This is a genomic window from Gordonia effusa NBRC 100432 (assembly GCF_000241305.1).
Lineage (GTDB): Bacteria > Actinomycetota > Actinomycetes > Mycobacteriales > Mycobacteriaceae > Gordonia > Gordonia effusa.
In genome coordinates this window covers 1-23,917 of the sequence record NZ_BAEH01000054.1, presented here as the reverse complement: position 1 = coordinate 23,917, position 23,917 = coordinate 1, and the positions used below count along the sequence as shown (strand labels likewise).

Below are 23,917 nucleotides of genomic sequence, written 5' to 3'. Positions count from 1 at the left end.
CATTGCGTGGCGCTGGCTCGTCAGACTGCTGCGGGCGCGGGAGCCGCCGAGCGCAATCAACGGGCGACTCGCAAGTCTTTCGGGATTTCGCGTTCAGTCCGGTCAGCCCTCAGGTATTCCTGGATTACTCTCAACTTTTCCCGAATCGGACAGCGCGCCAGGCAAATTCCTCTTAAGTCTGAAGGTAGGATAACTGCCGATAACATACATTATGTTAAGTGTGCACCGTCGTTGGTCGCGCGTATCTCGTCAGTGCCGTTCGACCGCTTCACCCGGAGGATGTCGGATGACAGCACACTTGGGAGCTTGACAGGCAAATTGGGCGTTGGTGACAGATACATGGGAGTCCGAAGGCGCTCGCCAACTGCGACACTCGGCGGTTCAACTAACTTCGTCGGCGCGCGTTCTGCGCGCCTCCAGGTTCCTGCCGGCGAGGACCGCCCGTCAATGCCTCGGCATTGACGTCGGCCCATCGCCACACGCCCTCAAGTGCAGCACCCAATGCGCCACCACGGTGCGCCGTCAGCTCATAGGCCTTGTCCGGCAGCTTCTCGACAATGCCCGCACGACTTAGCACGTTGAGGCGATCAGCAAGCACACTCGACGAACAGTTCCCCATCCGGCGGCGGAGCTCGAGAAATCCTAGCGGCCCGGGCTCAAGCTCCCAGATGACACGCAGGACCCAGCGCTGCCCCAGAAGGTCCATTGCAGCGTAGATGCCCGCCTCTGCCGAGGCTTCTTCCTCAGTGGAGTCTCTTGCACTTCTCATTTCGAACCATCATACTCATACTTCGAATTCAGAAGTAGTTCGAAATCAGAAGCATACGGATCGGAGCCAAATAGTGGCACAACCCAAGACTGTGCTAGTCACCGGAGCATCCAGAGGTATCGGAGCAGCCGTCGCACACAGACTCGCTCAGGACGGGCACACGATCGCGATCAACTACCGCGAGAAGCGCAAACGTGCCGAACAACTGGTTGCAGAACTTCACGATGCCGGCGGATCAGCCACCGCCATCTGTGCCGACCTCAGCGACGCGACGTCCGTTAAAGCAATGGTCTTCGAGCTGGGCGAACGATTCGGCCAACTCGATGGCCTTGTACTCAACGCTTCCGGAGGTCTCGAACGCAACGCGACCGCTGACTACCCGATGGCGATCAACCGAGACGCACAAGTGCGCATGCTGGAAATGGCCCTACCCATCATGGGCACGAACTCGCGGGTCGTCTTCGTAACCAGCCATCAAGCACACTTCGTCAAGACGCACCCCGTACCCCAGGACTACTACCCCGTCGCCGTGAGCAAGCGCGCAGGCGAGGACGCGATACGCGCAACGCTGCCGGACTTGGTTCGCGCTGAAGTCGGCTTATCGGTTGTGTCCGGGGACATGATCGAAGGAACGATCATCGTCCGGCTGCTCGAACGTCGCGACCCCGCGGCTGTTGAGGTGCGCCGCCAGGCAGTCGATTTGCCCTCAGTCGAGGAGTTCGCCGAAGCCATCGCAAATGAGGCTGTTCGATCAGACCTCAGCCCGCGCACCGTGTTCGTCGGCGGCAGCGACTATCTCGCGACTGTCTCAGCAGCGCGACCCTGACCAGCCCTCGCTTCGCCGTGGTGCGCGGCACGCCCCCGGTTCGCGACCACGATTCGGCTCGGCACTTTGTCGTACCCGCCTCGTATCGTCGAGACCACCTGCAAGCCCCAATGAAACGGCGACCAATGACAGTACCGACAGGGCTAAAGCCCACGAGCGAACCGCTCACGGGGACAACCACTCCGAGGGTCTCGTGGCGTGATCTTGACGGCCAATTTCGCTCCGAGATCGCCCTCACCTGGCCTGCTCCACAAACACCTCGAAACTGCGCGCGCTTTCCGATCCGGCGTCCAGTACCAGAATCGGCGCAACCGGCACTCGCGGCAATTCGTGATCCCGCAACGGTCGCACGTTTGGTGTGAATCTGCGCTGGAGGCAGACGCCCTTCTTGTCCTTGAGTTCGAAGGAGATACCCAACAGATTGCGTCCCAGCCGATGAAGCTTGTTTTCGCCGACGGAACGGACCACGTACCCGACTTCTTCGCGCTGCTCAGATCCGGCGATCAGCTTGTGTACGACGTCAAGCCGTCAGGACGAATGACCGCGAAAGCCACAGACCAGTTCCGCAAGACTGCTGAACTGTGTGCATCGATCGGCTGGAAGCCACCAGGTACTGAACGAACCCCATCCGACGACCCTCCAGAATCTTCATTTCATCCGGCCAGCTAGACACGATCACTATCACCCGTCACCCAAAGAGTTCAGGCGGATCCGCGAAGTCTTCGCGAGCGGCGTCCCGTTCGGCGACGGAACAATCATGGCCGACCGCCAACATCCCTACCGCGCAGCCGCTCACGTGCGCCACCTGCTCTGGCACAGGCATCTCGATGCCGACCTCACTGTGCCTGTCTCCCCCACATCGGTGCTTCACACGATTCGGAACGAGAAACCATGCAACTGCGGCGCGTGAACCTGGGAGATGTCATTTCGTGGGACGGACGCGACTGGATCATTGACGCTCACGGAAGCAACGGCTCCAGACTGAACCCGATCACGGATGGCACACCCAGATGGGTTGACCTGGCGACAATTTCCGACGACGAGTCGTTTGAGTACCACGGTGGCACCGACGGTCGGATCGACGCGGCAACAGACCGCATTCAGTTCGCCATGCTCGATCCACAGACTCGAGCTGACGCACTCTTCTGGCTACAACACCTGACCGAGGCCCGCTTCGGCGTGGTCGACCCGCATGATCCCGATGCTGTGCCACGCGATGGATACGGGCCAGAGACGACTATCGAAGGTCGGATGGAACACAAGGCGCAGGAACTCAGCGCAGCGGGGATCAAGACCTCGCGAACGAGCCTGTTCCGCAAGGACGCTCAGTACCGTGCTCACGCACCCTGCGGCGGTGGCTGACTCCCCTTCTCGACGCGGCCGGGCTTACGAAGTCAGCACAGCACAGAAGAAGCGAAGGCAACCGTCCTAAACGCGCATTTCAGCCGATACTCGCGACCTTTCCGGGACAGTTCGTCGAGATTGACTCGAACACCCTTGACGTCGAGGCTGTCATGCCCGACGGCAAGGTCATCCGCCCGTACATGACAGCGGCGATCGACGTGTTTACCGACAGCGTCGTTGGATTCCACATCCATGGCGGCGCACCATCATCGACAGACCATGCAATCCTGTTCGCTCGCATGGTCAGCCCGCGTCGCGCGGTTGAACGGATCGACCACGAACTGTCGCTGAGCAAATCGAGGGCACTGCCTGGTTCCGCAATGATTGCCATGGGTCAGGCAACCCCAGAGGCTCCCGCGATGCCGTTCATTGCAGTCGAAACGCTGACGATGGACCGGGGAAAGGATTTCCTCGCCAGCCGAGCGGCAGCAGAAGCACTGGGGTGGAGCGTCATCGACGCCCCACCTCATTCCCCCACTGCAAAGCCCCACGTCGAGCGGTTCTTGAAGAGCGTCAACAGCCTCTTCCTATCCCGGATCGACAGCTACGTTGGCAACTCCCCCGAGCACCGCGGGCGCTCCGTACGGTCGCCAGATTCTCGATTTGGGCCTGCTCGACGATGACCGGCGAGTGAGTGGTAACGAGCACTTGCGAGTAGCCGTCGTCAGACAGCAAATAGTTCAGCAGGCGCACGGCACGATGCGGCTCCAGCCCGGACTCGAGCTCGTCGACCACCGCCAAGGAGCGATTCCCGGCCGCGAGTTGCTGGACTGCAAGGCTTGTCAGGCGACGGCTACCTAGCCCGAAGCTAGTGAGCGGGATGACGTCCTCGTAGAGGGCCAGCGCCGCGCCCATGGCTGAACGCGAGGTGTCGAGTCCCGGTCTGATGCCGGCGAAACTTCCGCCACCGATCTGATTGGCGCGATCTTGGACTCTAGCAGCGAGGTCGGCGAGCGACGAGTTTTCGTGATCGACCAGCGCCTCTCGCGCGGCGCGTGACGCCGCCGCAAGTGCATCTCGCTCGCCGCGATCTTCGGACGACATTCGGCCGAGCGGCGAGTTACGGCTCCAACGGAGCTGAGCGTCGGTCCTGTCGTCCACCTTGAACGTCGAGAAGGAACGTCGTTGGGACGAGGTGAGGAACTGCTCAGAGCTGTCTAAGCGGACGACTGACCAGCGTGGCTCCAGGCCGGCATCCACCGTGAGCTGGACGATCAACGCGGGCTCGAACTCGTCCTCGGGATCCTGTTGTGGCTCGCCCTCCGCGTCGACGCCGCTCAGCCAAAGGCCGAAGACGTTGTCTTTCCGCAACGACGCCGGAATGTTGATGAGCAGTGCCTTGATCACAATCGGATCGTCGACGTTCGCCCCGAAGAAGTCTGTGTCCGCGAACGGAATGCTCCAGCGGTCACCGAGCAGATAGTGGATGGCGTCGAGGATGGTCGACTTACCGCTGTCGCCAGGGCCGACAAGCGCAATGAGCCGCTGCTCAATTGGAATCACCCAGTCCAGCTGCCGTATCCCTCTGAAGTTCTCGATCCAAAGCCGACGAACCCTCATTGCCCGGTGACACCCTTCAGTTGGCTGGTGTATGGAACGGCGCCTGCTCCGCCAAGAGCGTGGCACCCGTATGGCGAGGCTTGGGTTCACCGTGCGCGTGAAAGGGAAGACCAACGAGCGTGCCGACGTGGCCCCTAGCCAGTACGCCTAGTTGAGTCGCATCTCGCCCTCGTGATCCACCACCGGCGTTACCGCGCCCGGCACCTCGCTTCGCCCAGCAAACCCTACCGAATCTCCAGAAGTCGGTCTCCGCAACTCGCTCAGAGCGGCCACCTCCGCACCGCTCGCTCGGGATCTCAAAGTGTCGAGACTCTCGACTACCCCAGGCAGGGAACCCGGATGCGCGAAACCCCGGACATCGATGATGCCCGGGGTTCGAATAGTGCCACTCAGGTCGCCGAAGCGAACACCGAGACAAACACACCCGTGGAGGCTAGGGGATTCGAAACCCTGACCCTCGCCTTGCAAAGGCGATGCTCTACCAACTGAGCTAAGCCCCCGTATTCGGTACAACAGTCCGAAATAAGACCTAACAGGCGTTGGCACGAAGCTCGACTGAGCAAGGTAGCCCGCTGTGAACTCAGCAATACGCACCAAAATGATACTCAGGGTATCCAGTACTCGCGAACCTGCTACCTACTCCGCCTCCGCGATCGATCAAAGCCATGTCGGATGACGACCAAAGCCATGTCAACCGAATTTCCAATCAAGGTCAGCCCGCGTGTAGTTCACCATTGCCCAGTCCGCTGTCGGGCAACCCCGACCGGTGCGTCGCGGCGTTTTGCCCTAACGTGGCGGTCATGACAATCCCACCTCGCGATGTTGCGGCAACCATGTCCATTGCCGTCACGGCCCCCACCGAGATCGAGATGCAGATCGCGGTGGCGCACATGCCCGGGTTATCCCTCGATGAGACGCTCGAGGTGACGCTCGACGGCAAGCCAGTCTCGGTGGATGAGATCGTGGACAACTACGGCGGCCGCATCCACCGGTTGTCAGTGGAGTCTGGTCAGCTCGACGTCGACTATCGGGCCGCGGTGACTACGCCGGCCGACCCGGCCCAGGTCGCCGCAACCGACCACTCGATCTACTTGCGCCCGAGCCGATATGCCGAGGCCGACAAGTTCTTCGGATTTGCCGCGGGCCAGTTCGACAATTCCTTGCCGAAGGGTGAACTCCTCGACCAGGTGACGGCGTTCGTGGCGGACCGGCTCGACTACATTCCCGGCGCGAGCGACTCGATCGACGGCGCCGCCGACACCCTGCTTGCCGCTGCAGGCGTCTGCCGCGACTACGCGCACCTGGTGGTGGCGTTGTTACGTGCGTTGAACATCCCGGCCCGGCTAGTCGCGGTATATGCCCCCGGCTGCGATCCGATGGACTTCCACGCGGTTGCCGAGGCGCTCATCGACGGCGTTTGGGTGGTAGTCGATGCCACACGCCTCGCTCCTCGTCAGGGGCTGGTCCGGATCTCGACCGGCCGCGATGCCGCCGACACCGCGTTTCTCGACAATCATGGCGGTTCGATCAACCTCGACTCGTGCCAGGTGACCGCGGTGGTGCGTGGAGACCTGCCCATCGACGACGGAACAGAGCGCATCAGCATAGGCTGACCGTCTGCGTAATAGGGCGAGTCTCTACCGCTCAGTCCCCCACTCCAATAACGGCCACTCCCCACCCCTCAAAAGCCCCGAAAAACACCATCAGCGTCAGCACCCTCCACGAACTCGACGAAGTCCATATTCGCGAGCGACAGATTGTTCTCAATAGACGACATCCTGCTGGCAATGACACGGACAGTCTGGCCGCGCCCAACCACACTTGTCTCGACTGCCAATATCGGATGGTCCGGGTGGGCAATCGATTCGGCGTCGGCCAAGAAGACGTAGGTTGTGCTCGAATTTCCGAGTTGATCGAGGAGCTCGTCGACCGAAATCGAATCCCAAGCCGGCCCCTCGACGAGGACGAGATTCGCGGTGAATTCATCCGGTTCACTAGGGGCTTGGGCAGCGGTGGCGAGTTCAGTCCACGCGACATCGTCGGTGTAATCGGTACGGATCAACACGGATGCGTCGGGCAATGCAGGTCGGGTCATGCGCTCATCGTCGCAGATGAACGGGAAATTGCCACCGCGCGGTAGGAACGGCGATCTAGATCGCGCATGTTTAGTCTCCGTCGTACCGTGGCACCCAAGAGTCCAGACATCGCGAACTTGGAGGAACAAGACGGACTCTCGGCGAATGCGGCCACTCACCGAACAAAGCGGTCAGAGGATTCGCCGGATCGCACTACTTCGATTCGCACCACTTACGTCTGAGTCCGAGTAACCGCTAGGAGCCGACATTGTCCGAATCTCGAACGTTCTCCCCCTATTCCGATGAAGACCTGGAGGCGGATCTGCGCTGGTGGTCGGCCGCCAATTACCTTACGGTGGCGCAGATCTACTTGCAGGACAACACATTACTGCGTGAACCACTGCGAGCTGAGCACATCAAGCCGAGGCTGCTCGGTCACTGGGGCACCAGCCCCGGACTCTCGGCGATCTACACCGTGCTCAATCGTGTTATCCGGCAAACAGATTCAGACTGGTTGTTTGTGACTGGGCCGGGCCACGGCGGGCCGGCACTCGTGGCCAATGTTTACCTGGAGGGCACCTACAGCGAGATCTATCCGGATGTCTCGACCGACGCACGCGGAATCCACCGTCTGTGCCGCCAATTCTCAACTCCCGGAGGCATTCCCAGCCACGTCAGTGTGCAGACTCCCGGAAGCATCCATGAAGGGGGTGAACTGGGCTACGCGCTGGCCCATGCCGCTGGAGCAGCCTTCGATCATCCCGAGCTGCTAGTAGCCTGCGTGATCGGTGACGGTGAAGCGGAGACTGGCCCCCTTGCCGCCTCGTGGAATGTGTCTTCGTTTCTCGATCCAACGCGCGACGGCGCGGTACTACCTATCTTGCATCTCAACGGAGCCAAGATATCCGGTCCAACAGTCATGGGCCGCCGCAGTGATGACCAAGTCGCGAATACCTTGCGGGGACAAGGGTGGGAGCCGATCTTCGTCGAAGGAGATGATCCCCGGATCGTCTTTCGTGCGTTGATTTCGGCAATCACACAGTCCTACAATGCCTTTCGCGCCGGGAATTCCAGTAACCGTCGGCCAGCCATCGTGCTGCGCACGCCGAAAGGCTGGACCGGTCCACACGAAGTCGACGGACGACTCGTCGAAGGGACACACCGGGCGCACCAAGTGCCGCTGTCCGGGGTCCGCGAGAATCCCGAACACCTACGCCTGCTGGAAAACTGGCTGCGCTCATATCGCCCAGAGGAGCTATTTGACGACGACGGGCGGATTGTTAGCGAGGTCGCGGCGCTCGCACCGATCGGCGACCGTCGGATGGGTGCGACGCCATACGCTAACGGCGGGCGCATACTGAAGCCTCTCCCCCTGCCTTCAACAGACCGGTACGCACTCGACATCACTCGTCCCGGTGCTACCAATCACCCGACCACGCGAGTACTCGGCGAATACCTGCGCGATATCTACTTCGCCGACCAAAGCGCTGATGGCGGTGGCACCTTCCGACTCTTCTGCCCGGACGAGACTGCGAGCAATCGCCTCGACGCCGTATTCGAAGCAACAGATCGGTGCTGGCAACTCCCCCTGGTCCCGGAGGACGACAACCTCGCACCCAAGGGACGTGTGATGGAGGTGCTCAGTGAACATCTGTGCCAAGGATGGCTCGAGGGCTATCTGCTGTCCGGACGGCACGGCCTGTTCGCGAGCTATGAAGCCTTCGCAATGATCAGTGCCTCCATGCTGGTTCAGCACACCAAATGGCTGCAACACGCGACTCGGCTCGACTGGCGAATTCCGGTCGCGTCGCTGAACATTCTGCTTACATCGACGTGCTGGCGAAACGACCACAATGGATTCAGTCACCAGGGTCCAGGCCTCATCGACGCCGTACTGTCGCTGTCTCCCGACGTCGTACGCGTTTGGCTGCCGCCTGACGCCAACACTCTCCTCTCGATCGCCGAACACTGTTTCCGCAGCCGGGATCACGTCAACGTCATCGTGGCCGACAAGCAGCCTCACCTGCAATACCTTTCGATCGACGACGCCGAACGTCAGTGTGCCGCAGGCGCATCGACGTGGGATTGGGCCGGCAACGAGAGTGACACAACGCAGCCCGACGTCGTTCTGGCCGCCGCTGGCGACGTACCGACACAAGAGATTCTGGCCGCGGCACAGTTATTGCGCGAATGGACTCCGGAGATATGTTTCCGAGTCGTCAACGTGATCGACTTGATGGCCCTCCTGCCGGAATCAGCCCATCCGCACGGTATGCCAGATAGCCACTTCATCGACCTATTCGCCGCTACTACCGATGTCGTGTTCGCTTTTCACGGCTACCCGCGCGCGGTTCATCAGTTGTTGCACGGCAGGCCGGCCGCCAACCGGTTCCATGTCCGCGGATTCTCCGAACAAGGCACCACCACAACGCCTTTCGACATGGTGGTGCTGAATCGAATGAGTCGATACCACCTGGTTTCCGAGGCATTGACATGGATCGGCCGAGACGACCCTGCTGCTCGTCGACTCGCTGATCATTGCCGTTCGCAACTCGAACGTCACTACCACTATGTCCGCGAGAATTTCGAGGATATGCCAGAGGTTCGCGACTGGACATGGTCCTAACGGCCACATATCGAGGAGGTATTCATGCTTTCGCTCGCTCCAGGAAATGAGCAACCCGCCACATTGGCCGCTGCCGATCTCGACCGCGCCTCAGAATTCTGGGCCGAAGCGCTCGCACTGTCCAGAACAACAGCGAAGGCGATGAGGACACTGCGGTGCTCGTCGACGACTCCGCGGCGGTGCGCGTGGTGGTGGTGAAACGTGTGGCCGCTCCGCAGCCTGGCGAGATTCGACTTCAGGCCTACGACAGCCAAGATCTCGTAGCCACGCACTGGACCTGCGACGACTTCAGTCGACGTAAGAACACAGCAGGGCAAGTGAGGTACGAATTGTGATCTGATTCACAGGCTATTCCAAGTAGGCGGTACTTTCAGTACTGCTAATTTCACTTCATGGCATCCCCAGAACCGGCTTTCGTACCTGAAGTCCCCGACGTTCCCGACGTGAACCCGACACCCGCAGGGGCGATTTCTCCGCCGCGTGGCGTGCACGGATGGGTGAGTCCCGACTTCACCTTGCCGGCCAGGGCGTTCGCCGTGCTGTTTAGTCGGCTGAAATTCGGCGGCGGCGCGCTGTGCGTTTATGCCGACGGTAAGCCCGTGATGGACATCTGGGCGGGCAAGGCAACCGCCGACGCCGACTGGACCCACGACACCGCTGGGCTGATCTTCTCCGCATCCAAGGGCATCTCCGCGGCGGTGCTGCACCGGCTCGCCGACCGCGGCTTGCTCGACTACGACGCGCCGATCTCCGAATACTGGCCGGAATTCTCGGCGAATGGCAAGGGACGCATCACCGTTCGCGATGCCCTGGCACATCGCGCTGGATTGTCACGGCTCGATGGAATCGTCGACGCTCTCGCTCATTTTGGTGACCTGGAAGAATTCGAACGACGTCTGGCAGCCGCGCCGATTGGGGAACATTTCGGCCGACAGGCCTATCACTCGCTAACCATCGGCGCAATCATGTCGGGGATCGCGCGCCGAATCACCGGAGAATCGATGGCGGCCCTGTATCAGTCGGAGATCGCGCAACCACTCGGCCTACAGAGTCTGTCGCTGGGTCGCCCAACTAACCCAGGCGCCCAACACGCCGCTTTCGTTCCGGCCCTCGCACCGATAATGCACCGCCCATCGCTGGAGACCCGACTGCCAGCAACGCTCGAGCGAGCCAAACGAATGCGCGGAATCGGGGGCACCCTACGCACCCTTCACGTGCCCGGTCTCGAATGGTGGCTTGCCGACGATGGCACTCCGATCAGCCCCATCTACGACGTCGAACTGCCTGCCGGCAATGCGATGGTCCCAGCGCATGAACTGGCGAAACTGTATGCCGCACTTGCCGGGAACGGCAGCGTCGACGGCCGACGGCTGCTTTCGTCGGCGACGGCCAGGCAGCTCGCGCCCATCCGCGGCACATACTTCGATCGCACCCTGGGCGTGCCGGTCAAGTTCCAACTGGGTTATCACAGCGGTCCGCCGCTGCGAAGCATGTCTGGCAGCTTCGGGCACGTCGGCCTTGGCGGCTCAACGGGCTGGGCCGATCCATCTCGCGGACTCGCTGCGGGATTCGTTCACAATCGTCTGCCTACGACGGGTTTCGCCGATCAGAGCGCATTCTTCGCCACACTGTGGCCGCTGATCGTGCGTGCGGCTCGTGGGCGCCGAATTCGTTGACCGATAGCGTCTGCGTCCGACGCTAGCCACCTTCTCGGTTCGCCGAGATCTTCGCAGCCGGGCCTCGGTCGATAGCTCAACTAGTCCGATCCACTCGCCACTTCCCTTGCAGCCCAATTGATTTGACGTCGGGATCCCGGCACGCCTCAAGCCGGAACCCGAAGGTTCGGCTAACGCATTGTTGGCCCGTCGCTGACCAGAACCGGCAACCTTGCGCACCCGGTCACACCCCCGATCAAACGAGACTGACATCACGGTCGCGGTTGCGCTACCTTCCACTAGTGTCATTAGCAATACAAAAGTTCTAAAGTCGGGTGTATTGCTAGTGATTAGACGTTCGATAGTTATCGCGGTGACAGTCGCAATCAGCGGTCTGCTAACGCCCTGCGCCGTGCACGCGGCTCCGTCCGCCACGCAAGGCCTCACTAAGTACCTCGATGTCGGCCTACCGAATCGAGATGCGTCACACGGTATTGGTGCACCAAACCCGGGCCTGCCATCAGACAGTGCCCAGACCGGTCGCCTGGTCAGGCAAGCACGGGCACAAGGACTTTCGCCCCGACGCTATGGCGCTCTGCTATACACCTACTGGTTACAGCGTTCGACCGAAGCCGCGCACATCGAACTGAGTCGGTGGAATCCTCGCGCTGGGGTAAATGCCAACCTGCAAAACCTGGTCCGTTCATACCGGTACTACGAGGACCTCCAAATTGGTCATCGGGAACTTCGCTGGGCTGGCATGGCTGGGCAGGTCGGCGCCGACTTCGGAGGCGGACTACTCGATCTAGAACTCGCCGGTCAGATCTATCAGCTAGCCAATCTGCAGCCGGCGGTGGCAGAGGTTGTGCGCCAAGCCAATTCGGCCGGCGGCCCGGCACTGGCCAACCGCCTGCCATCCGGCCTTCGGGCGCTGGCGACAGTTGGCAAGACTATCTCTGCCGCCGACATCTCGGCCGTCATCGGACAAATCCTAGTGATGCAGAAGAATATCTTCGGCGACCTGATGCCGGTCCACACCGCCTATGTCCAGGGCGGCCTTCCCGCGGTGCACGAGCTCGTCAACACCGGGCTCTACCCCACTGACATCGGGACCGCCTTCGACGACATCGCCTCTGGCGACTCGTCGCGTATCACTGCCGCGAACGGCCGTCTTCTTCGTCGGGAACAGAGCGAAGTGGTTGGACGACAGTGGGATTCGACGCGGCACTACAAGGCCCCCATCGGCGAAGCACTGACATACGCGTCCACCATCGTTGGGTCCCCCTCCGTGGCCGGAGTGTCGCCGATGCGGGCGTATCGTCCGCTCGACATCTCCACTGAAGTCAACGGTCGGACTGTTACCCTAACCGCGCCGCTACCCTCCTGGAACTGGTCAGTATTCCCCGCTCGGTGGGCCTACATCAACAGTGAGTTGTTGCCGAAGTACGCGTATCAGGCTCAGTACCGCTGGAAGCAACTGGTCAGCTATATGTCCACCCCGTATGAGCAGCAACTTCAGCAGCATCGAGTCCTGTTCAACCTTGCGCCACTGATCTCGAGTATGGCGAACGAAACGAAAGTGACTGTCAAATGAAAACTCAAGGCGCCAAACACTATTCGATAGCGGCGGCACTAGTTGCCATAGCTGCGGCGGTAACGACATCGGCAGGAATCACACCCGCGTCCGCGCGTCCAGCATTGCCCGATGGCCACTGTGTGATCGACGCTCATAGCCGTGATCGCACCGTGAATTCGTTGCGTTTCCATTGCACCAGTAGGCAAATCGTCGAACTCTACAAGAATGCCCCACTCGGCACGCCACCGACGGCCGGTAAGCACCGGCTCTACTTGCTGCCGGTCTCCGAGCGTAACGGTCGCTTGGGCGACTACCGCGACGCTAAGCAATTCGGCGATCTACAAAGCAATCTTGGCGATGCGCTCACCTTCGGCGTTGGCCCACAAGGGCAGCCCTGGGTATATAAGAATTACATCACCGGACTCGACGCGGGCGGTCCGCTGGTCTACGCACCTCAATCGTTTGTCGACCACAAGCCGGCCTGGTCTGCCGACTTCGTCCGTGATTTCGCCGGTCTGCCCGTGAGCACCCATGAGTACCGCCAACTGACACCGACCGTATGGATCGGTCGAGACTTCTTAGGTCCCGGAACAGTTTCGCGGCCCCCGCGCCAAGCAAGCGCAATCGCTATCGCATAGAGCTGACCGAATAGGCGTACTGATGCGTTCCTTCGATCAGTTCGCTTGATACCACAGGCAATCTGATCGAGCGCGGACGTGTTCAGGCACCCGCGTCCGGTCAGTAGCGGGTCAAGATGAGGTTTGTCTTGAGAACGTCGCTGCCAAGGAGCCAGCCATTGGCCTGGGCGATCGCGATGGCGTGGTCGCGCAACAGCTTGGCGGTCGCGAAATCGGCTGCCTTAAAAGACAACTCGACGACGGTTTCGGCCGGTTGGCCACCCGAAGCGTGGATCGGGAGTATCTCCAGCGCGGACTTGGCGCCCTCAAAAGTTCCACTCCATTCGGTGGAGGTAACCGGGCCATGAACCCGGCTAGCCTGCAGGGTTGTTTTACCCCAGTTGGATGAGCGCCAGTCTTTCAGTTTCCCGGGGATCTTGTTCACCGCAGCTGCGATAGCGTTTTGGCTCGACGGCATTCCGATGCCGTCGACATTGATTCCGGGATCTTTGTCGTTACTAAAGCTGAGGGTCATGCGGGTCAGCCCCCAGTCGACCTCGGCGTCGTAGCTCGTTTCGTTAGCGTCGAACCCTGCCTGGTTCGCCGTCGTCAGACTGCCGTTGAGATCAGTTCCCGACACGGCAAAACGCTTCTTGTAGTTCAACTCAAGTGGGTCGCCGTCTTTGTTGCGCAGTCGCACACTCCAGCCCTCACCGTTGAGGTCGAGAGCGTCGGTGTCTAGATACTCGTAGGCGCGTGCCGAGCCGTTGGCACCCAGCCCGAACTTCGACCGCACGGCGGATGACGGCGCATTCGACGACAACGCAGTGGCATTGAGGTTCAGTTTGACCTCGAAACTCGGCGTTGCATTTGCTGCGGCTTCGGCAGTACCGGCGGTAAGCGGGGCGACGGTAATCGCGAAGCTGGCCGCAGCGGCCACCGCAACCGAGCGGAACCAGGACTGGCGCGAGCGTGCGGGCCGGGAAGGTGCAGAGGTTAGGGTTGCGAACATTCACCGATGTGAACATGCGCATGTCACGGATAACCAAAGTGAAAGTTACAGCCGGCCGAATGATCGCTTAACTGACCGAATGTAGATCACAAGGAAAGAACGCCATTGACCGAAAGCGATTGTGCGCCAAACCAAGTTCGGAGTTGCTCTAAAGGCGAGGCCACCGAAGCAGTCGCTGAACCGAGGGAATCTTGCAGAGCCCAGTCCTCTCGTTCAGCCCCTAGGCGGTTCCGAAACTTCAGCATCAATCTGCTCCCGCAAAATATCGGCGTGCCCCGCATGCCTGGCGAACTCCTGAATCATTGCCAGCAGCGTCCACCTCATGCTGACGGTCCCCTCCCGAGGATTGAGCTTCGTGTCGTCCAGCGCGAAGCGCGACGCGATGTCGCGTGATCGCACACTCGCACGCTCGAACTCGGCAATAACGTCCTCAAGCGTTTCGTCGTCGCTAACGAAGAACGTCCCCTCGTCCCGTCGCGAGTAGCCGTCACACTCGGACTCATCGAGTCCCGCCCAGAAGCGCTGGAACCAGATCCGCTCCGCTGCCGCAGCGTGTTTGATCAACGAGATCGGCGTGCTCAGCGATATGACGAGCCGCCTACGTGCGTTCTCGTCGGAAAGGCCACGCACGCACTCAATGAGCGCTCGACGATTGGCGTCGAGGACGCTTTCGACCACAGCGCGCTCAGTTCCGTTGGTGTTCATAGTCTTTCACTCCTTTAGGTTGGTGTTGAACAGAGCCGGAGTCGCCGGAAACCGCACGAGAAGACCGGCCCGAGGGCAGGTTGCCCTCGGGCACGCGATTAGGTGCGGTTTTCGGAGGCGAAGCGATCAGCTACCGGAAATCAATCGACATAAGGCGTCCCAGCGCCCCCGCGACTGTCTCCATATCGGGGCCAAGTGCCTCTCGAATCTGATTGTTAAACGCTTTGAGTTCATCGCCCGCGACACGTAGCGCGGTACGGCCTGCGTCGGTGACGGTCAAGCTTGCGGCCCGATGTTCGGTCGGGTGCGGCTCCTTATTGACCAGCCCCGACGTCTGGAGGCGGGTGACCATCGCGGCGACGGTCGGCTCCCCCTGCTCGAGTATTGACGCTACATGACGCTGGGTACACCCAGGAGCCTGATCAATGACCATGAGTACCGCGAACTGCGCGGTGGTCACGTCGGCGGCGGCGATACTCACCCGGTCTGCCGCCAACTTTAGTCGGTGGGCACTGCGCTGGAGCAGAAAGTACACCCTGGGATCGCCGGTAGTCATCCCTAGATCTTGACAACACTGGGCCGCCACGACATGCTCACTTCGTACACGAAGTGAGGAATTGTCATGGAAATCATCGATGTTTGGGCCCAACACCCAACACGCCGACTCATCGAGCAGCCCTTCCTTTCGACGTTGGCCCGCTGGACTCGACAAGATGTCACGACCGCCGAGTTCCCTATTGAGCTGACCGAAAGTGTCATGGCCGCCGGTGGTGTCAACAGAGCGTTGTTGTCCGCATGGGAGGGCCCGCGAGGGTCGCTGATCTCGAACGATGAAGTCGCCAGTTACCTCGCGGCATTGCCCGACGGTTACCGTGGCCTTGCCGCGGTCGACATCACGAATCCTGTTGCGGCCGTACGTGAAATACGGCGTTGCGTAACTGAATTGGGCTTCATCGGAGTTCGTATTGTCCCCTGGTTGTGGAATTTGCCCCCTAACGACCGCCGCTTCTATCCGATTTACGTCGCCTGCGTTGAGCTCGGAGTGCCGCTGTGCACACAGGTCGGCCACACCGGCCCTCTCTGTCCCTCTGAACCGGGACGCCCAATCCCCTACCTCGACGAGGTTCTGCTGGACTTCCCCGACCTCGTCGTCATCGGCGGACACGTCGGCTACCCGTGGATCAACGAAGTCCTGTCGTTGGCGCACAAATATCCCAACTTCTATCTCGATACTTCCGCCTATGCGGTGCACCGACTCCCCACCGACTTTGTCGAGTACTTACGTGGCAAAGGCCGGACCCGCGTGATGTTCGGAACCAACTGGCCGATGATGACTCCGCAACAGAGTCTGGCTAGGCTCGACGAGCTCGATCTCGATGAGGAAGCAACTGAATTGTTCTTGGGCGGCAACGCGATTCGCGTGTTTGATCTTTGACACAACAAACGTGAGAGAATCACGCGATGGGCAATCTTCGACTTCCACCACACCTGCGCGCGCTCGTGTTCGACGTCGGTGAGACTCTGGTCGACGAATCCCGCCTCTGGTCGGTGCAGGCCGACCGCGCTGGCGTGACCCCGTTCGCGTTGATGGGGCTCATCGGCGCAATGATCGAACGGGGTGAAGACCATCGAGTGGCGTGGGATCTCCTCGGATGTCCTCGACCCAGCACTTCGGAGACAATCACTACGGCGGATCTCTATCCCGACGCGCTCGAATGTCTGCGGGCGGCGAAGAAGGCCGGCTTCGCCGTCGGGATAGCCGGGAATCAACCGGCGGCGGCGGTAACCCAACTCAGTGCTCTCGGCTTTGACGCGGATTACGTTGCCTCTTCGGCAGAGTGGGGTATCGCGAAGCCCGCACCGGAGTTTTTCGCCAAACTCATTGCCGTTTCTGGTTTTCAGCCCCGTCAGATCATGTACATCGGTGATCGACTCGACAATGACATCCTCCCCGCCAATGCCGCGGGGTTGCGTACCGCTTTCATCAAACGCGGACCGTGGGGTCACCTACACGCTAGCGACCAAAGTGTGAAAACCGCTGACCTGCAACTAGATTCGCTCACCGACCTTGTTTCCGCGCTAGCCCGCGGGTGAATTGCACGCTCGGCTCAGGCCACACAAATCCACCTCGTCTACCGGGATCTACCTTGGGAATACGACAAGGTGGATCCGGGTAGACGAGGTGGATTTCGCTGGCGCCGTTAAACCTAGACCGTCACGATCCCGCTGCACGTCGGGCCAGTCAGCGTTTGGAATAGTCCGCGATTGACTGAGCTCACCGTCACTTTGACTCGTCCACTCGCACGTATACCGTCGATTCGGTATCCACCGATATCGCCCATGCTGTGCTGCCAGGTGCGGCGGAACGTCTGCGTCTTGTTTGTTCGCAGGCTGGTCACACGCACGGTCGAGTAGGTTGTGTACGGCAGCACATCCTTGCTGTCGCTGTTGATGGAAATCTGCCCACGCACCGGGGAATTCGTGGTCACGTTTGCTCCGCCGAAGAATGGAAAACCGACGATATTCGGATTGGCGCCGAAGCAGTGCAATCCGATGGTCTGTATTCGCGGATACGCCTGTGCGGTCGTGCCACTGAGCAGTGTCGCCGCTATCGCGCCGGTTGCAACGCCCGCCGCCAGTACCGCAGTTTTCGTACGCATACATACTCCCCTGATCGCAAAATTTGAAGGTCAAACTCTCTGCTATATCGAGAACCATAACCGAATCGTTAGCCTTGGTTAGCAAATTACTGGCCTGGCAGCTCGCTACCGCGCCGATCGCAGACTGGCCTAGGCTGTCCTCTGACATCGCAACCTAGCCAAGCGGAGACAATGGCGACCCTCGCTGCACATCTGGAACGTCGTCAGATACCGCTCTACCTTGGTGCGATCACCGTCGGCTGCGGCCTCGGACTCAGCACGTCGGGAACTGGGTCCACACTGGAACACCTCATCAACCCTGCCCTTGGCCTGCTCCTTTATGTGACCTTTCTACAGGTTCCGGCTGCCTCGCTAGTCGAGGCGCTGCGCGATGGACGATTCCTGGCCGCGATCCTCGTCGTGAATTTTGTTGTGGTGCCAATTGCGGTGGCGGCGATGTTTACCTTCTTGCCCGACGACCAGGCGCTGCGAGTCGGAGTCCTATTGGTCTTGCTGTGTCCATGCGTCGACTACGTGATCGTGTTCAGTGGGCTAGCAGGTGGCGACGCGAGACGACTCCTGGCAGCCACTCCGATACTCCTACTTCTGCAGATGATCGCCTTGCCGCCGCTGTTATGGGCCTTTATGGATCCGGACTTGGCCACCGTTGTCGACGTACGTCCATTCGTCAACGCATTCATCGTCTTGATCGTCATACCCCTCACGTGCGCGTGGGCAACCCAGTGGTTGGCCGCCAAATACACTTCAGCACAACGCTTTTCCGCTGAGATATCCACTTCGATGGTGCCACTGATGATGCTCGTCCTCGCCTTGGTTACGGCAACACAGGTACCTAAGATCGAATCGAGCTGGACTTCGATAGTCGCCCTGGTGCCGACATATGTCATCTTCCTCGTTGTAATGGCCATCGCGGGAGCGTGGGTTGGCCGCCTCCTGCGACTAGATACGCCGGCACGACGAGCGGTGATCTTCTCCTGCGCGACACGAAACTCATTGGTAGTTCTCCCACTCGCGTTAGCGTTGCCTGTCGGTTTCGAATTGGCTGCTGCGGCAGTAGTCACTCAAACTCTTGTCGAAGTGATCGGCATGGTGGTCTACGTACGGGTTATCCCGCGGCTGGTGCCTTCGTCCGCGGACGATCGCCGCTAGAACCACATACGACGAACGGAGAGTTTGATGCGATTTGGGCTAGACGACCTGATCGGCGACACACTCACTCCCCTCGTCGAGGAGAGTCGAATCTACTACGCCGCAAGGCCTTCCGGGCGCGGACCGGCCTCGCACGCGGAGTTGAAACAAGTTCGAGCCCAACGCGAAGCTCAGTCGCCACCGCTCGACGCCGACGCCATAACGCTGGAAGCCAAGGCCGACGGCCGTGCAGTTCGGGTCCGCATTATCGAACCCGCGGACGGCACGGCGAGTGGCGTATACCTCCATATCCACGGAGGTGGCTTCTACCTGGATTCGGCGGGGCGAGACGATCCCCGCAACCGGGAACTCGCCGAGACTCTCGACATGGTCGTGGCAAGTGTTGACTACCGCCTCGCTCCCGAATGCCCCTGGCCCGCAGCTCACAACGATTGCGAGACCGCGGCGCTCTGGCTCATCGAGTACGCCCAGAAGCATTACGGCACAAGCAACTTGGTCATTGGCGGGTTCTCCGCGGGAGCCAACCTCGCGATGGTCACATTGCTTCGTCTGCGCGCGCGTGGTCTCGGCGAAGCATTCGCAAGTGCCGCACTACAATTCGGCACCTATGACCTCAGCGCGACGACACCGGCGGGACGACTCATCGCCGACGAATACTTCCTCGACGCCTACGTTGGACACGTTGACGACCGGACCGACCCCGACGTCTCGCCCGTATTCGCCGACCTTGGCCGTCTGCCTCCGACGCTGATCGTCGTCGGCGAGAACGACGTTCTTCTCGAGGACAATCTCGCACTCGCCGCGCGGCTTTCCGCCGCCGGAAATGATGTCGACCTGCGTATCTATCCGCAAGCGCCGCATGGCTTTACCGCGCATCGAACAGCGGTGGCGACCGCCGCTCGCACAGATATCGCCGACTGGATCGGCCGACGCCGCTCTAGGCCCGACGCAAGGCAAGCACCGGAATAACCCGCGTGGTCTTCTTCTCATAATCCGCGAACCCGGGATACCGGCGAGCCTGCTCGGCGTAGATACGGTCACGGTCGGCGCCGGTCACCTCGGTGACTGCGACGTCAAATGTTTCAGTTCCCACTTCGATTCGTGCCGTACCCGCTGTAGTCAGGTTGTAGTACCAGGCTGGATTCGACGGAGCGCCAGCCTTGGAGGCAAAGACATATATCGTCGACGGGTCCGAATTATCGGCAAGGTACATCATCGGCGTCACGCTTTGCTTGCCGGTTTTGCGGCCGACGTGGTGCACCAACACCATAGGCGCACCCTCGAAGTTGCCTCCGACCTTGCCGTCGTTGGCCCGAAACTCGTTGATTATCTGCGTATTCCAGTCGTTCGGTGCGCTCATGTGCTCTCCTTACGCGTCGATGCCGGTGCTCGTTAATGATGCGGCTCCCACGCTACCGTCGGCGGTTCTCTACATGAACCTGGAATGGAGGAATCTCGGCGAGGACCTCACTCGGGGAAGGCATCGTAAATAGCGTAGTGGGTGACCCTATCGAGAACGTCCTGATCGATGGCGTCGTAGCCATCAAGGAGTTCCTTTACAATTGCCAGTTCCAGATAGTAGGTCCACTCCCCTAACCGCGTGACGGTGGAGTCGGACACGCACGCCGGAGAGTCAAGTCGAATATCGCGCGATTTGTACGCGGCATCGCCTACGAAGATACTTTGGTCGGGAATTTCGTCGTATTCGGAACTAGATACTCGATCGAGGATTGTACGAATGGAAACAGTGGAATCAGGACCATACGGCCACGCCATTTGACCCTCTCAATCTCTGTCTACGCCACCGTGCGGCGCCGGATCTGATTCCGATAAATTACCCCACCGAAGAGCATCGTTTGGATCACTTCGTCGGCGATGTAGCTATCGAGATCGAGCGGTTCGACCTCGGTGTGCGCGGCGAAGTAGGCGCCCAGCGCTAAGGCAACCCGGTTGGCATCGAGACTGAACTCTTCGCCGCCGACGTCGACGATCGTCGCCCGCTCTATCCCGTCCCAGTTTTCGACGCCACACCAATGGGTGATGCCGCATCCTTCAACGGCTTCGATCAGCAGCCGCGTCGCATGATCGCGATATCGGCGCGTGTCAGTCCGGATAATCCCCAGTGCCTCGCGATACGACACGCCGTACTCACGTGCGTACCTGCGTGCGGCACGCTTCTCGGCGAAGTTCTCGGTCATCGTTAAGAACCCAATCACTATGCGGTGCAACACATCCCGCGTCCTGCGCTGCTCGGCCGAAGTGACAGGTCAATCAACTGTTTCGCAGATCCGGTGGACCTTGCCCTCAAATGTCGCTGTCGGCAACGCGGGTGCCGGATACGACTCGGGTGTGGCTATGCGAGTAGCACTGCGCGCCAGTTTAGCTCACTGGCGCGCATGAATTCCTACGAGCGCGATACATGCCGTCGTGGCAGGCTCTTCGATTGTGCGCAGCGGAATTCCCTGTTCGAGGGTCGACGCGGCGAGTTCACGAATTCCACCCCAGATGACAAGTGCGTTCTCGCGCGACATCGGTTCAATACCGGCCGATCGCATCTGCTCGGTATCGGTCAACGAGTCCATCAGCGCTATGAACGATTCGATGGATGCGCGTTGAACCAGACGCGCCGACTTACCCAGCGCGGGCAGTTCGCGTATCCAGCTCCACGTGGTCTCCGGGTGCTCCTCGCACGCCGCGACATAAGCGCTAACAGCCTGGCGTACCTGGGTACGCCACTCTGCGTTCCGGTCCACGCCGGTGGCGATAGAGGCGATCATTCTGGTGTTCGCATTGTTGAGTAATTCGACAAAGCATTCTTGTTTGTCGTCAAACTCCTGATAGAACGATCGCCTCGATGTACGGGCGGTTCGTACGACATCGGCGACCGTCGTATCGCGGTACCCCCGCTCCATCAGGCATCTACCCATCGCATCGAGAAGACGCTCACGCACGTCGCCGGCATCGGGCGGCGACGTGGTCATCGAAACCTGGGCGGATGTATCGGTCACGCGGTCAACTTTACGACCACCCCTTGGCATCTGTGGTACATCGACGTACCGTGAAGTGGTACGCAAACGTACCAACAGTCGAAGGTGGTCCACATGAGCGTGTCCAGTGTTGATGTCCCGGTGCCGGTGAACGGCGAACCGTCCGGGGCCATCCTACCTTCTGGCCCGCGGATTCCGACCTACGTGCAGGGACTTGCCTTCCTGGCCAGTCGCCGCCGAATGATTCAGTGGTTGACCCGTAGGTACGGCGATGCGGCCGTTCTGCGACTACCCATTTTCGGAAATGTTGTGCTCGTCAGCGATGCCGCTCTCGCGAAACAGTTGTGTTCGACCAAAACTGACGTCGCATCGAATATCCAGCCCAATCTCGGACGCACACTGGGTGCCGGGTCGATGTTCGCGCTCGAAGGACAAGATCATCGGCGTAGACGCAAACTCCTCACGCCCCCACTGCACGGTAAGCGCATCAAGGGATATGAGGCGATTGTCGCCGAGGAATTCGCAACCGAATCAGCCTCGTGGCCGATCGGTGAATCTTTTGCCACCCTCGAACCGATGATGCGAATCACTCTCAATGTCATCCTGCGGGCAGTCTTCGGAGCCGATGGCACGCAACTCGACTCTTTGCGCCGGATCATGCCAGCGATGGTTGAGACTGGTTCACGACGATCGACGCTCCCCGATCTTCCCAAGTTCGCGCAACGGCTGAACCTTCAACACCGGCTCACCGAACAGCGCGCCGAATACGACGCCCTGATCACCGCACTGATCTCGCAGGCCCGAATCGACCCGGATCTCGAAGCGCGAGACGATATTTTGGCGCTGATGCTGCAGAGCCGCTACGACGACGGGTCAGCGATGACTGACCGCGACATGGCCGATGAATTGCTCACCCTTCTCGCCGCCGGTCACGAGACCACTGCGACCAGTCTGGCCTGGGCCGTCGAACGTCTTAGCCGACATCCCAAAGTCCTCGCCGAACTCGCACTCGAGGCTGACACTGATGAGAACACCCTGCGGATGGCCACAATCCACGAGGTCCAGCGCAGCCGACCGGTTATTGATCTATTCGGCCGGCACGTCGTTGCCGACCACCTGGACTTGGGCACTTACCGAATCCCCAAGGGCTACAACGTAATTGTGGCAATCTCGACACTCCACGACGACAGTCGCCAATTCTCTGATCCAGAACGGTTCGATCCGCACCGGTTCGTGGGGACAAAGCCAGGCCAGGCGTGGCTACCTTTTGGCGGCGGCACTCGCCGTTGTATCGGCGCGGCGTTCGCGCATATGGAAATGGATATCGTCCTGCGGGAACTCCTGCGCCACTACACAATTCAGACCACTACCGCTTCGGCGGAACGGTGGCACTCACGCGGGGTTGCGTACGCACCGCGCAATGGCGGGCAAGTCGTCGTGACCAGGAAGTAGCCAGGACCCCCTAGCCGCGGAGCCGCTGCCCGTAGACCCGGTCGACGGAAAGTTTCAACAGGACTCGACGGTCGGCAACCATGACGGTCCGGTATTCCTCCCAATCCGGATGCTCACCGGCCGCCTGGCGGTAGTAGTCGACCAGCGCGTCGACCTCCGGCCCATTCGGGTCGGTCCCCGGCCCGACGAGGGTCACGGTTCCCTCGGCGGTTGCCCAGTTATAGCCAGAGGCATCGGTCACCTCCAGCGCGGCGCGCGGGTCGCGGCGTAGATTCGACGTTTTCGCTCGGCCCTCGGCGATCGATACCAAGATCACGTCGGCGTCGCGGTCGTAAAACGGTGTGACCGGCGAAAGTTGAGGCACGCCAGAGGACTTGATTGTGGCCAGGACCCCCAACCGCGCCTCGGCGAGCAGGTCACGTGGATCAAAATTCGCTGAAGTCATAATCAGGACAACTCGACGCTCGCATCTTCCTATTCCCGCGCAACACGCGGGATGGTGGCCGACTTCTACCCACGGTGAGTCAAACTCGCTTTGCCGGTAGCCGCACCGCGAAATCGCAAGTCAGAGACGCACAATCGAGTCTGCTCTCTTCCGCTCCTTACAACCACGGAATGAGCATTCACCCAAAAACTTCACAACTGTCCAACTAGACTCATCCCAGTCCGGCAGCTGTTCACTACGCGAATTTCGATGGCCGATAGTCGCGGGCCGGCGAGAGAAAGGGGCATCGTGCAACTGTGGACCTATGTCCGGGAGCATGCCGCCAACCTGACATTCCTGACTTATCAACATGCCTCGCTGGCATTTCAGACGGTGTTGGTGGGCACGCTCGTGGCAGTG

General features: G+C 60.4%; 27 protein-coding genes, 1 tRNA gene and 1 pseudogene. 14 read left to right on the top strand and 15 right to left on the bottom strand.

Annotated features, from left to right (window positions below; all coding sequences use genetic code 11):
* Positions 1-385: 385 nt before the first annotated feature.
* Complete coding sequence (locus GOEFS_RS09845; protein WP_007317752.1) at positions 386-769, bottom strand: winged helix-turn-helix transcriptional regulator; 384 nt, start codon at positions 767-769, stop codon at positions 386-388.
* 73 nt (positions 770-842) lie between these two features.
* Between GOEFS_RS09845 and GOEFS_RS09840 the strand changes: the two genes are divergently transcribed.
* A complete protein-coding gene (locus tag GOEFS_RS09840; RefSeq protein WP_007317751.1) occupies positions 843-1,595 on the top strand; it encodes an SDR family oxidoreductase in 753 nt (250 codons plus the stop codon).
* A gap of 234 nt (positions 1,596-1,829) precedes the next feature.
* On the opposite strand, the gene GOEFS_RS09835 is transcribed toward GOEFS_RS09840, so the two are convergent.
* Entirely contained in the window at positions 1,830-2,063 is a 234-nt protein-coding gene (locus GOEFS_RS09835) for a hypothetical protein (protein ID WP_007317750.1), read from the bottom strand.
* 423 nt (positions 2,064-2,486) lie between these two features.
* Between GOEFS_RS09835 and GOEFS_RS09825 the strand changes: the two genes are divergently transcribed.
* Positions 2,487-2,957 (top strand): hypothetical protein, encoded by a 471-nt coding sequence (locus GOEFS_RS09825; protein WP_007317749.1) that lies wholly within the window; start codon positions 2,487-2,489, stop codon positions 2,955-2,957.
* 32 nt (positions 2,958-2,989) lie between these two features.
* On the opposite strand, the gene GOEFS_RS23235 is transcribed toward GOEFS_RS09825, so the two are convergent.
* The 3 genes from GOEFS_RS23235 to GOEFS_RS09810 form a co-directional block, all read right to left on the bottom strand.
* Positions 2,990-3,193 (bottom strand): hypothetical protein, encoded by a 204-nt coding sequence (locus GOEFS_RS23235; RefSeq protein WP_138917958.1) that lies wholly within the window; start codon positions 3,191-3,193, stop codon positions 2,990-2,992.
* A 319-nt stretch (positions 3,194-3,512) separates the two neighbouring features.
* Positions 3,513-4,559, bottom strand: coding sequence for an ATP-dependent nuclease (locus GOEFS_RS09815; RefSeq protein WP_007317747.1), 1,047 nt, complete (start codon positions 4,557-4,559; stop codon positions 3,513-3,515).
* 427 nt (positions 4,560-4,986) lie between these two features.
* Positions 4,987-5,059 (bottom strand) — tRNA-Ala (locus GOEFS_RS09810).
* A 300-nt stretch (positions 5,060-5,359) separates the two neighbouring features.
* Here GOEFS_RS09810 and GOEFS_RS09805 point away from each other — a divergent pair.
* A complete protein-coding gene (locus GOEFS_RS09805) occupies positions 5,360-6,172 on the top strand; it encodes a transglutaminase-like domain-containing protein (protein ID WP_170323153.1) in 813 nt (270 codons plus the stop codon).
* A gap of 68 nt (positions 6,173-6,240) precedes the next feature.
* On the opposite strand, the gene GOEFS_RS09800 is transcribed toward GOEFS_RS09805, so the two are convergent.
* Complete coding sequence (locus tag GOEFS_RS09800) at positions 6,241-6,654, bottom strand: DUF6924 domain-containing protein (protein ID WP_007317745.1); 414 nt, start codon at positions 6,652-6,654, stop codon at positions 6,241-6,243.
* Positions 6,655-6,902: 248 nt separating this feature from the next.
* Between GOEFS_RS09800 and GOEFS_RS09795 the strand changes: the two genes are divergently transcribed.
* The 5 genes from GOEFS_RS09795 to GOEFS_RS09775 all read left to right on the top strand — a co-directional run bounded on the left by GOEFS_RS09795 (position 6,903) and on the right by GOEFS_RS09775 (position 13,129).
* The gene (locus tag GOEFS_RS09795; RefSeq protein WP_007317744.1) at positions 6,903-9,260 is read left to right on the top strand and encodes a phosphoketolase family protein; all 2,358 of its coding nucleotides are present in this window, start codon (positions 6,903-6,905) and stop codon (positions 9,258-9,260) included.
* Between the two features lie 155 nt (positions 9,261-9,415).
* Complete coding sequence (locus GOEFS_RS09790; protein ID WP_007317743.1) at positions 9,416-9,595, top strand: hypothetical protein; 180 nt, start codon at positions 9,416-9,418, stop codon at positions 9,593-9,595.
* 57 nt (positions 9,596-9,652) lie between these two features.
* Entirely contained in the window at positions 9,653-10,936 is a 1,284-nt protein-coding gene (locus GOEFS_RS09785) for a serine hydrolase domain-containing protein (protein WP_007317742.1), read from the top strand.
* A 352-nt stretch (positions 10,937-11,288) separates the two neighbouring features.
* Entirely contained in the window at positions 11,289-12,509 is a 1,221-nt protein-coding gene (locus GOEFS_RS09780) for a hypothetical protein (protein WP_007317741.1), read from the top strand.
* On the top strand, positions 12,506-13,129 hold the full coding sequence (locus tag GOEFS_RS09775; protein WP_007317740.1) for a hypothetical protein: 624 nt from the start codon (positions 12,506-12,508) through the stop codon (positions 13,127-13,129). Before GOEFS_RS09780 ends, GOEFS_RS09775 begins: the two co-directional genes overlap by 4 nt.
* 100 nt (positions 13,130-13,229) lie before the next feature.
* Here the strand turns inward: GOEFS_RS09775 and GOEFS_RS09770 are convergent, their stop codons facing one another.
* From GOEFS_RS09770 to GOEFS_RS09760, 3 genes are all read right to left on the bottom strand, one after another.
* Positions 13,230-14,120 (bottom strand): hypothetical protein, encoded by an 891-nt coding sequence (locus GOEFS_RS09770; protein ID WP_007317739.1) that lies wholly within the window; start codon positions 14,118-14,120, stop codon positions 13,230-13,232.
* Positions 14,121-14,333: 213 nt separating this feature from the next.
* Positions 14,334-14,825: a DinB family protein gene (locus GOEFS_RS09765; protein ID WP_007317738.1), complete on the bottom strand. Its 492-nt coding sequence runs from the start codon at positions 14,823-14,825 to the stop codon at positions 14,334-14,336.
* A 130-nt stretch (positions 14,826-14,955) separates the two neighbouring features.
* Complete coding sequence (locus tag GOEFS_RS09760; protein ID WP_040524858.1) at positions 14,956-15,381, bottom strand: MarR family winged helix-turn-helix transcriptional regulator; 426 nt, start codon at positions 15,379-15,381, stop codon at positions 14,956-14,958.
* A 66-nt stretch (positions 15,382-15,447) separates the two neighbouring features.
* Between GOEFS_RS09760 and GOEFS_RS09755 the strand changes: the two genes are divergently transcribed.
* Positions 15,448-16,260 carry an amidohydrolase family protein gene (locus GOEFS_RS09755; RefSeq protein WP_007317736.1) on the top strand — a complete coding sequence of 271 codons (813 nt, stop codon included), beginning with the start codon at positions 15,448-15,450 and terminating at the stop codon, positions 16,258-16,260.
* A gap of 26 nt (positions 16,261-16,286) precedes the next feature.
* The gene (locus GOEFS_RS09750) at positions 16,287-16,919 is read left to right on the top strand and encodes an HAD family hydrolase (RefSeq protein ID WP_007317735.1); all 633 of its coding nucleotides are present in this window, start codon (positions 16,287-16,289) and stop codon (positions 16,917-16,919) included.
* A gap of 113 nt (positions 16,920-17,032) precedes the next feature.
* On the opposite strand, the gene GOEFS_RS09745 is transcribed toward GOEFS_RS09750, so the two are convergent.
* Complete coding sequence (locus tag GOEFS_RS09745) at positions 17,033-17,485, bottom strand: hypothetical protein (RefSeq protein ID WP_007317734.1); 453 nt, start codon at positions 17,483-17,485, stop codon at positions 17,033-17,035.
* 171 nt (positions 17,486-17,656) lie between these two features.
* Between GOEFS_RS09745 and GOEFS_RS09740 the strand changes: the two genes are divergently transcribed.
* Both GOEFS_RS09740 and GOEFS_RS09735 read left to right on the top strand, forming a co-directional pair.
* Positions 17,657-18,634 carry an arsenic resistance protein gene (locus GOEFS_RS09740; RefSeq protein WP_007317733.1) on the top strand — a complete coding sequence of 326 codons (978 nt, stop codon included), beginning with the start codon at positions 17,657-17,659 and terminating at the stop codon, positions 18,632-18,634.
* A 27-nt stretch (positions 18,635-18,661) separates the two neighbouring features.
* A complete protein-coding gene (locus GOEFS_RS09735; RefSeq protein WP_007317732.1) occupies positions 18,662-19,603 on the top strand; it encodes an alpha/beta hydrolase in 942 nt (313 codons plus the stop codon).
* Here the strand turns inward: GOEFS_RS09735 and GOEFS_RS09730 are convergent.
* From GOEFS_RS09730 to GOEFS_RS09720, 4 genes are all read right to left on the bottom strand, one after another.
* On the bottom strand, positions 19,572-19,994 hold the full coding sequence (locus GOEFS_RS09730; RefSeq protein ID WP_007317731.1) for a nitroreductase family deazaflavin-dependent oxidoreductase: 423 nt from the start codon (positions 19,992-19,994) through the stop codon (positions 19,572-19,574). The two genes, GOEFS_RS09735 and GOEFS_RS09730, sit on opposite strands and share 32 nt — an antisense overlap.
* 107 nt (positions 19,995-20,101) lie before the next feature.
* The gene (locus GOEFS_RS23230) at positions 20,102-20,410 is read right to left on the bottom strand and encodes a hypothetical protein (protein WP_007317730.1); all 309 of its coding nucleotides are present in this window, start codon (positions 20,408-20,410) and stop codon (positions 20,102-20,104) included.
* Between the two features lie 20 nt (positions 20,411-20,430).
* Entirely contained in the window at positions 20,431-20,832 is a 402-nt protein-coding gene (locus GOEFS_RS09725; RefSeq protein ID WP_040524871.1) for a hypothetical protein, read from the bottom strand.
* Positions 20,833-21,018: 186 nt separating this feature from the next.
* Positions 21,019-21,642 (bottom strand): TetR/AcrR family transcriptional regulator, encoded by a 624-nt coding sequence (locus tag GOEFS_RS09720; RefSeq protein WP_007317728.1) that lies wholly within the window; start codon positions 21,640-21,642, stop codon positions 21,019-21,021.
* A gap of 93 nt (positions 21,643-21,735) precedes the next feature.
* Between GOEFS_RS09720 and GOEFS_RS09715 the strand changes: the two genes are divergently transcribed.
* A complete protein-coding gene (locus GOEFS_RS09715; protein ID WP_007317727.1) occupies positions 21,736-23,073 on the top strand; it encodes a cytochrome P450 in 1,338 nt (445 codons plus the stop codon).
* Between the two features lie 10 nt (positions 23,074-23,083).
* Here GOEFS_RS09715 and GOEFS_RS09710 read toward each other — a convergent pair whose 3' ends face one another.
* Positions 23,084-23,518, bottom strand: coding sequence for a PPOX class F420-dependent oxidoreductase (locus GOEFS_RS09710; protein WP_007317726.1), 435 nt, complete (start codon positions 23,516-23,518; stop codon positions 23,084-23,086).
* Between the two features lie 288 nt (positions 23,519-23,806).
* On the opposite strand from GOEFS_RS09710, the pseudogene GOEFS_RS23785 reads away from it, so the two are divergent.
* Positions 23,807-23,917: pseudogene (locus GOEFS_RS23785) on the top strand (ABC transporter permease); the annotation flags it as partial.